6 protein-coding genes and 1 pseudogene are annotated in these 9,161 nt (G+C 57.4%); 6 read left to right on the forward strand and 1 reads right to left on the reverse strand.

Features of this window, described 5'->3' with window-relative positions; genetic code table 11:
* The first annotated feature begins 949 nt into the window (after positions 1-949).
* A complete protein-coding gene (locus FEZ61_RS24085) occupies positions 950-1,186 on the forward strand; it encodes a hypothetical protein (protein WP_132833210.1) in 237 nt (78 codons plus the stop codon).
* Positions 1,187-1,285: 99 nt separating this feature from the next.
* On the forward strand, positions 1,286-1,531 hold the full coding sequence (locus FEZ61_RS24550) for a hypothetical protein (protein WP_231893093.1): 246 nt from the start codon (positions 1,286-1,288) through the stop codon (positions 1,529-1,531).
* A gap of 142 nt (positions 1,532-1,673) precedes the next feature.
* Here the strand turns inward: FEZ61_RS24550 and FEZ61_RS24095 are convergent, their stop codons facing one another.
* A complete protein-coding gene (locus FEZ61_RS24095) occupies positions 1,674-1,937 on the reverse strand; it encodes a hypothetical protein (RefSeq protein ID WP_017638590.1) in 264 nt (87 codons plus the stop codon).
* 760 nt (positions 1,938-2,697) lie between these two features.
* Here FEZ61_RS24095 and FEZ61_RS24555 point away from each other — a divergent pair.
* The 4 genes and pseudogenes from FEZ61_RS24555 to FEZ61_RS24115 all read left to right on the forward strand — a co-directional run bounded on the left by FEZ61_RS24555 (position 2,698) and on the right by FEZ61_RS24115 (position 9,040).
* On the forward strand, positions 2,698-2,865 hold the full coding sequence (locus tag FEZ61_RS24555) for a hypothetical protein (RefSeq protein ID WP_017638589.1): 168 nt from the start codon (positions 2,698-2,700) through the stop codon (positions 2,863-2,865).
* 220 nt (positions 2,866-3,085) lie between these two features.
* A pseudogene (locus FEZ61_RS24105) lies at positions 3,086-6,100 on the forward strand (Tn3 family transposase).
* A complete protein-coding gene (gene tnpC, locus FEZ61_RS24110) occupies positions 6,097-6,450 on the forward strand; it encodes a Tn3 family transposase post-transcriptional regulator TnpC (RefSeq protein ID WP_145156341.1) in 354 nt (117 codons plus the stop codon). Before FEZ61_RS24105 ends, tnpC begins: the two are co-directional and overlap by 4 nt.
* Before the next feature lie 226 nt (positions 6,451-6,676).
* The gene (locus FEZ61_RS24115) at positions 6,677-9,040 is read left to right on the forward strand and encodes a heavy metal translocating P-type ATPase (protein ID WP_081594550.1); all 2,364 of its coding nucleotides are present in this window, start codon (positions 6,677-6,679) and stop codon (positions 9,038-9,040) included.
* Positions 9,041-9,161: the final 121 nt, after the last annotated feature.

Raw genomic sequence — 9,161 nt, forward strand, 5'->3', positions numbered from 1 at the left:
GCATTGGCCTGGCCCGTGCGGAGTTTGGCCTGATGGTCAAATCGGCGGTCTACAACCTCAAGCGGATGTCGAGCCTGCTGGAACTGGCCTGAGCCAGGCCACCGGTCGCGTATCGCGACCGGCCGAAGGATGTTCTGCGAGTGCGTCACCCGGCACTCGGATGCCAGGAGTTGTGCTTGTCACTGCCTGGCTTGGCTCAGATGTGTGTTTTTAGAGGTGCCCTGTATAGTCAAGGAATAAAAACATCGCCACAAGGCATGCCGTCGGCGACGAATTGCCTTAAGAAACAAACATTTTGGGCGATATCGGTTGTCGTGATGGTAACATCCGTGGAGACGACGATGAGTAGCCTTTTCGCTATACCTGAAAATCCCGATCGAAATTTCATGCTGCAGATCCACAGATTGCTTACGTTGAGAAGCGATCAACTGCGCAATGTGGATATGGCCAATCCGAACTTCAGAACATTCTATTTCAGCTTGAAGCGCTGACAGCAGAAACAATTAAAAGGGTTGAGGAAGATGCAATGAGACTGGCGACCGAAATGCATTAGCTGCCCATTGCCGCATCCTGCACGAGCAAAAGAAATTTCTGGGGTAATGACAGATAGTCGTCAAAGCACCTGGGAGGAAGACGTCGTGCGTGGACTTACGTTGGCCGCAGCCGGAAGCAAGCATGGTCAGACACAGCCCCATATGAGCGTTCCTTATCGGCCCAGATCCCGTTCGCTTGATTCCATTCTCGAAAAATTAAATAAACTAGACGTGGCGCAGCCTCTACCGCTTTTGGCAGAGGCCGAAAGGTGTTGCTGTCGGAGCCCGTTATCGCTACTTCTACGCGTGTTGGAGCGTCTAGAACGTCAAGCCGAATCGAGCCCGCCTTATGAATAGCAGGCAAAGAGCCGCCAAGTACTCATCCGAGTCATCGCCCAATACTCAGGGTAAAAATTATGAATATATCCAAATTCGCTGCCATGCCCACACAAATATTGATGCAGCGTTTGAGTCGTGAACTGGAAGGATGGACCGTTCTAGTCAGCCCTACCTGCCCAGATGGTTCGATTTTTGCCCGCCTGTATTCGCGCTCAGACGCGCGCGCCGTTGCTATCCCCTTCGATGCCCAGGCGATAGGCAACGACGCCTATATCCGTGAACGGCTGGCGCTAGTGCGTTCAACACGCTGTTGAAAGTGGGCTCCGAAGCAGGGCATTAGCGTTCGCTATAAGCGCCGGTTCTTCTCTGCACTACCCGCTCGAACGGCAGATACCGCTCAAGCAAACCCCCGAGTGCCAAGATCTGCGCACGATCGCGAACCTCGCGGACGACTAGGTGCTGATCAAGCACAAGGTCGTGGCGCCCATCCGCGCTGCACGCTCTGGTTTGGTGAGCGCGGCGAGAAGTGGGACGCCATAATCAAAGCCAACCTGCCGGTGTTCGTGCTCGCCGGCGAGGCCGAGCCGAAGGTCTCGGCGCTGCGCGACTTCGATCGTGCGGCCCGCGGCCGGCGGCGCGGCGATGTGAAAGCGCGCTGACGTCTAGGCAGAACGCAACCTCTACCTGCCCACCGGTGGCCAGCGGATGGAAGTGGCGGAGGGTAATCGGGTACCGCTCAAGACGCCTTTGACGTATCGGCTCGGCGGCATCACCTACGAGTCACCGGCCTAGCGCCTGCGCTCAGCTGTGGCGCTGGAGCGAGATATCTGTCAGCGCCACGGAGGCAATCCTGGTCGGCCCTGCGGGCATCGGTCGGCCCGGCTCCCTGCCGAGATTAGTAAGGGCTGCCATCATCAGAAAGATCACCGTCACCAAGATCGACAGATCGACCAGGTGCTCCCATCGTCGCACCTGTTCAGGCCACCGCTTTCGCAACTGCGCCCTCGCAACGCTCACGACCACTACGAGCAGCGCGGCCCATTTGATCTCTTGATTTGTCAGCACACCAGCATCCTTATGCGGCTTCCACACACCAGCGACAGCGAATAGCTCTGCTGCAGACAGGCTTCCATCGAAGATCCGAACGTTTCCGGAGGCGCCGCATGACCCTCGAGCGCTCCGCTAGCGAAGCGTATCCTCCCTGAGGACCTGGCTGCCCATCGACCACACCGTCCAGCTGACGATCGAACAAAGCAGCTGAAGCAGCGGTACGCCTGGCTATGTGTGTCTGATGGCTATGCCGCCGACACCGTCATGCGCCAGCCGGGCTACTTCCGCCTGCAGGGGAGCACGCGGCAAGACGTGTTGAGCGTCAAGGCACCCGAGCGGCGCATCATCGACGAGCTCGAATCACGCGAGAGCGCCTTGGGCGCCGTCGCTGCACACCATCCTCGACTTCGATGGAGCGCCAGAACGGATTTCGCTCACCTGGCCTGGCCACACCACCAGCAAACAGCGGGTACCGGTGGCCACCGTGCGTGAGCAGCTGCAGGCGGAGGCTGAGAGTAGGGCGCAGCACCAGGGAATGCCGATCGAGTAGACGCCCGAGCACCAGGATCTGCGCACCATCGCGAACCTGGCAGACGACCAGGTGAGGATCAAGCACCAGGCCGTGGCGCCACATCCACGCTGCACGCTCTGGTTCGGTGAGCGCGGCCAGCATGGGATGCCATCATCAAGGCCCACCTGCGGGTGTTCGTGCTAGCCGAAGGTCTCGGCCCTGCGCAACTTCGACCGTGGCGCGGGCGGCCGGCAGCGCGGCGATATGAAGGCGCGCGCTGAGGTCTGGGCAGAGCGCAATCTCTACCTGTCCACCGGTGGCCAGCGGCCGCAGGACAGCGATCGACCTGGGTTCCTTACGCCCTCGACCTATCGACTCGGCGGCTTCGCCTATGTGGCCCTGGGCGAGCCAGGCGCTCGCTTGGGGGACTAGCGCCGTGGATGGGGTTGCATTTCCGCCGCGTCGGATACGTTCTGTTGAGGTACACAACTACCCCAACCAGCGGACGATCACATGACGGGGTCATGCCGAGATATAAGGAAAATTCACTCACTTCGCACGTAACGTGTTGATGCCAAGAGAATTTACCAAGTCGACCGCACAGCCTCTGATCGTGGACTATCTTTTCTGACTCCTCAGAAAAGGAGTTCCTATGGCTTCATTAGAGCGTACGGCGTATCCCACTCTGCCAAAGGCGTATTCAAAAGCTGAGCTGCAGCGTGATTTTTCGTTCTCAGATGATGAGATTAAGTGGGTACGAAGCAAGTCCAAGGCCCCCTTTCACCTCAATCTCGCCGTTCTCCTAAAAACCTTTCAGGTGCTCCGATATTTTCCTGATATCACCGACGTACCTATTCAACTGGTGGACTTCATTCGCGGAGAGTTGGGTCAGCGTAGCAAGGTGAAACTCGCGGAATACAAGTGGTTCCAACAATATCGCCACATGAACGCGATCCGAGCTCGCCTCGGTGTGACGGCATTCTACGGCTCTGATGCCATGGAGCTCGCCGAGCGGCATGCCAAAGCAATGTCGTTTGTGCTTGACCAACGCGCCGACATCATCAACTCCGTAATCGAAGAACTGATCAGCCAGGATTATGAGCTCCCTGCGTACTCGACCCTGAATGATCTCGCTGAGCGAATTCATGCCGAATCCCAAGAGGCAATATTCAACCTCGTAGTAACCAGAACGCCAGTCGAGGTGATCCACAAGTTAAAGGATCTGCTCGACACTGATTTCGGCCGACGCCAGAGCGACTTCAATGCGCTGAAGCAGGCGCCCAAGAAGCCATCTCGCAAGCACTTGGAGGTGCTGATCGATCATCTGGCTTGGCTCGAGAGCCTCGGGGATCTGGATGCCATTTTTGGAGGAATAGTCGACACCAAGATCCGCCACTTCGCTGCCCAAGCCGCGGCGTCGGATGTAGCCGAGCTGAAGGACTGCTCACTGCCGAAACGCTACACGCTGATGCTGGCCTTGATCTACCGCATGCGCGTGCGGACCCGGGATCACCTGGCCGAGATGTTCATCCGACGGATTTCGACGATCCATAAACGCGCCAAGGAGGAGTTGGAGCGAATCCAGGCGCGGCAACGCCAGAAGCTGGAGCAGTTGGCGGCGACCCTGGATGGCGTGGTGCAGATTCTGGTTCAAGAACCGGATGACCAGGAGGCTGGCAGTCTGATTCGGGAATACCTCTCCCCCGGTGGCAATTTGGATCGGTTGCGTGAGACTTGCGCCGAAGTACAGGCTACCGGCGGTAATAACTATCTGCCGCTGATCTGGAAGCACTTCAAGTCCCATCGCTCGTTATTGTTCCGTCTCAGCCACCTTCTCCAACTGGAGCCCACGACTCAGGATCGATCGCTGGTTCAGAATCTTCAACTGATCCAGGACAGCGAGAATCTACGCCGCTAATGGATCGACGAGCACATCGACTTGTCGTTTGCGTCGGAGCGCTGGGTCAAGGTCGTTCGTCGTCCTGCCAGTGAGGGGCCACCGACCAACCGGCGCTATTTGGAAGTTTGCGTATTCTCCTACCTGGCCAGCGAGCTGCGATCGGGTGACATGTGTGTACAGGGGTCGGAATCCTTCGCCGACTACCGCAAGCAGTTGCTGCCCTGGGAAGAATGCCTGCAGCGACTACCGGCCTACTGCGAAAAGGTCGGGCTGCCAGGCACGGCGAAGGAGTTTGTTGGCTCCCTCAAGACCCAGCTGGAGGAAACCGCGCAACAACTGGACGACAAATTCCCATCTTGCCGAGGGGACGTATCAATTAACGAAGCCGGAGAACCGGTGTTGCGCCGAGTAACGGCGCGGGACATCCCACCTTCGGCCATCTCACTACAGACGGCGCTTATGCAGCGCATGCCGGCCAGGCACGTGCTCGACATCATGGCCAGCATCGAGCACTGGATTCAGTTCACGCGGCATTTCGGTCCCATGTCCGGTAACGAGCCGAAGCTCAAAGAGCCTGCCGAGCGCTATCTGATGACCATCTTCGCAATGGGCTGCAATCTCGGCCCCAACCAGGCCGCGCGGCATCTGGCCGGTAATGTCACGCCACACATGCTGTCCTATACGAATCGCCGCCACCTATCGTTGGAGAAGCTGGACAAGGCTAACCGCGAGCTGGTGGAACTCTATCTGCAACTTGATCTGCCTAAGCTCTGGGGCGATGGCAAGGCGGTGGCAGCGGACGGCACGCAGTTCGACTTCTATGATGACAACCTGCTGGCCGGCTACCACTTCCGCTACCGCAAGATGGGTGCCGTGGCCTATCGGCACGTGGCCAACAACTACATCGCTGTGTTCCAGCACTTCATCCCACCTGGCATCTGGGAGGCGATTTACGTAATTGAGGGGCTGCTAAAGGCTGATCTCAGTGTTGAGGCAGACACTGTGTATTCAGATACGCAGGGGCAATCGGCGACAGTTTTTGCCTTCACCCATCTGCTGGGCATCAACCTGATGCCGCGTATCCGCAACTGGCGTGACCTGGTGATGTGCCGGCCGGATCGCGGCGCGTCGTACAAGCATATCAACCGCCTGTTCACCGACACTGCCGACTGGCACTTGATCGAAACCCACTGGCAAGATCTGATGCAGGTCGCGCTGTCCATCCAAGTCGGCAAAATCTCCTCGCCTATGCTGCTGCGAAAACTCGGCTCCTACAGCCGGCGAAACAAGCTCTACCATGCGGCACAGGCGCTGGGCAGCGTGATCCGCACGATCTTCCTGCTCAACTGGATCGGCAGCCGCGAGTTGCGCCAGGAAGTCACCGCGAACACCAACAAGATCGAGTCCTACAACGGTTTCTCGAAGTGGCTTTCGTTCGGTGGCGACGTGATTGCCGAAAACGATCCGGACGAACAGCAAAAACGTCTGCGCTACAACGACATGGTGGCCTCATCGGTGATCCTGCAGAACACCGTGGATATGATGCGCATCTTGAAGAAATTGGCCCGAGAGGGTTGGCAGTTCACCGACGAGGACGTGTCTTTCCTCAGCCCTTACCTGACCAGCAACGTCAAGCGCTTCGGCGAATTCAACCTCAAGCTCAACCGGCCACCGGAGCCTTGGATCAAGGACTTGGTGTTCCAACAAGCTGCCGGCTCGCTGCGGGTGATCACCCCTCGCCAGCTAGATACCGAGAAAACCACATGATCAATGTTCCTCCCGCATCCTTTCGCGTTACACCGTACGGCGAAGTCGATGCAGTGGCGTTGGAAAACTTGCGCGACGGCTTCGACACCTCTCAACTGCTCCGGCTGGTTGATCGATTGGACGCCTGCTCGCTAGAAATGGGCGGAACCACCGCCATTCGCGATGAGCTGCTGAGATTGCATGCGATGGTTCTGACGATAGTTGAGGGCATCGCTCTTACGGTGCCTGCCGAGAGTGCCTGTATCTGGGCAGAGGCCGAATCTCTACAGACGGATCTTGAGGCGCGGGCTTTTGCACGGTTCGGTATTCATCAAAATGAAGCGGCCGAGCATCGAACAATGGAGGCATAGGTTAGGCCAGCAGGCGGTATCTGCGCGAGCTACTTTTTCAGCAGCTCGCTTCAACATACATACGACCTGACATACCAGAGAACCTGACAGAAATGTAATGGTTACTTCAGCCTTTGGTCAGGACGCTTTGCATATATTGGCTGTCAGACGCTGCAAGCATTGAAAAACCGCAAATGTCCCTGCAATAGGCCAAGTTCGTCGCTAACCAATCCATAAGGTGCCCCGTATGTCCTCTCAGCAGTGCCATCACCAGCCCGACCAAACGAAAGGTACTGCAGCACTCACCGACCCCGTCTGCGGGATGAAGGTGGAAGAGGATAGCGAGCATCAAGAGCATTATCAGGGAAGCACTTACCGCTTCTGCAGCCAGGGTTGCCAGACCAAGTTTCGTTCCGACCCTGCTCGATATCTCGCTGCACCGCAGGCTCATGGGACCTCCTCTCGGGCATCTACCCCACCCGCACAGAAACCACCCGCCGGTGATGCAACGACAGAGTACACCTGCCCAATGCACCCTGAAATCCGCCAAATGGGGCCAGGTGATTGCCCTATTTGCGGGATGTCATTGGAACCGCTGATTCCTGAACTCGACGAGGAGGAAAATCCTGAACTCAAGGACTTTTCGAAACGATTCTGGTGGTCGCTGCCCCTGACCGTAGCAGTGACACTATTGGCCATGGCGGGACATGCGATACCGCTGTTTCACGGGGCTAGCCAGAACTGGGTTGAACTGGCCCTCACGACCCCGGTTGTCTTGTGGGCAGGCTGGCCATTTTTCGCGCGCGGTCTCGCCTCGGTCAAACATCGCAGCCCAAACATGTGGACCTTGATCGGGCTTGGCACGGGGGCTGCCTATATTTACAGCGTCGTAGCAACCCTCTTACCGAGCATGTTTCCAGAGTCATTCACAGTAGGCGGCCGGATAGGCGTTTATTACGAAGCCGCCGCGGTGATCATTTCATTGACTCTGCTGGGCCAGTTGCTGGAATTGAAGGCCCGCTCGCAGACGTCCTCGGCAATTAAGTCCCTGCTTGGCTTATCACCTAAAACCGCTCGCCGTATCGCCAAAGATGGTTCAGAGGAGGACATCCCGCTCACACATGTTCATGAGGGCGACCATCTGCGCGTTCGTCCTGGTGAAAAGGTACCCGTTGATGGAGAGGTATTGGAGGGCGAGAGCGCCGTCGATGAATCCATGCTAACGGGCGAGCCGGTTCCGGTGACGAAGCGGACAGGCGATTCGCTTATCGGCGCGACGATGAACACGAGCGGCTCGCTTGTCATGCGAGCCACTAAGGTTGGCTCCGGGACCATGCTTTCACAAATCGTCCAGATGGTTGCGAATGCACAACGCTCCAAAGCACCCATGCAGCGAATGGCAGACACGGTTGCAGGTTATTTCGTGCTGACGGTCATCGGTATCGCCTTGCTGACATTCTTTGCATGGGGCCTGTTCGGGCCTGACCAGGGCTGGGTATTCGGCCTGATCAATGCAGTTGCGGTTTTGATCATTGCTTGCCCTTGCGCACTTGGCCTGGCAACGCCTATGTCGATCATGGTTGCCACAGGCAAAGCGGCTGGAAGTGGAGTGCTTTTCAGAGACGCAGGCGCCATCGAAAATGTCCGTAAGGTAGACACGCTGATTGTCGATAAAACAGGAACCTTGACCGAGGGCCGACCTGTCTTCGATCGGGCCATAGGCGTCACGCCGTTTGACTCGCAGGAAGTCATCCGTTTGTCTGCCAGCTTGGATCAAGGTAGTGAGCATCCCCTAGCCCACGCGATCGTAGACCATGCCAGAAGCGAAGGTATCCAGCTGGCGAAGCCAGAGACCTTCGAGTCAGGGTCAGGGATCGGAGTCCGTGGTCTGGTGGAAGGCAAGCAGCTACAGCTAGGCAACACCGCGCTTATGGAAGATGCGGGTGTGAGCGTCGAGCCGTTGAAATATCAGGCAGAAAAAATGCGCGAGAGCGGTACCAGCATTGTTTACCTGGCTGTTGATGGGGCACTTGCCGGCTTGCTGGCCGTATCGGACCCAATCAAACCGACGTCCAAGGAAGCTGTAGCGCGGCTCCAAGCGGAGGGCGTGCAAGTCATCATGGCCACCGGCGACGGGCTTACCACTGCCCGCGCGGTGGCTCGTGAGCTATCGATCGATGAGGTGCATGGCGAAGTGAAGCCGCAAGACAAGGAGGCGCTGGTGGTTAAGCTACAAGCCCTAGGTAAAGTAGTCGCCATGGCAGGCGACGGAATAAATGATGCGCCGGCGCTCGCCAGGGCTGATGTCGGCATAGCGATGGGCACGGGCACTGACGTCGCCATGAACAGCGCCCAAGTTACGCTCGTTAAAGGTGACCTGATGGGGATACTGCGCGCGCGCACGCTTTCGGTGGCGACGGTTCGCAATATGCGTCAGAACCTTCTGTTTGCCTTTATGTACAACGGGTTGAGCATCCCGATTGCCGCAGGTCTGCTCTATCCGTTCTTCGGACTGTTGCTGTCTCCGATGATTGCTGCCCTGGCCATGAGCCTCAGCTCAGCATCGGTTGTGTTCAACGCACTCCGGCTCCGTCAAACGCGTGTAGTTTGAAGCCTGTCGGCTTAGGCTTAGGCTTCGGTTGCGAAGCGACCGATTGCCTCATTGATTGCTCATGAATTGCCCCGTAAGCTGGAAATATGAAGTCCTACATGTGTAGTGGTCTACTGATTCC

It is taken from the genome of Pseudomonas sp. MS15a(2019), from assembly GCF_013277805.1.
Taxonomy (GTDB): Bacteria; Pseudomonadota; Gammaproteobacteria; order Pseudomonadales; family Pseudomonadaceae; genus Chryseomonas; species Chryseomonas benzopyrenica.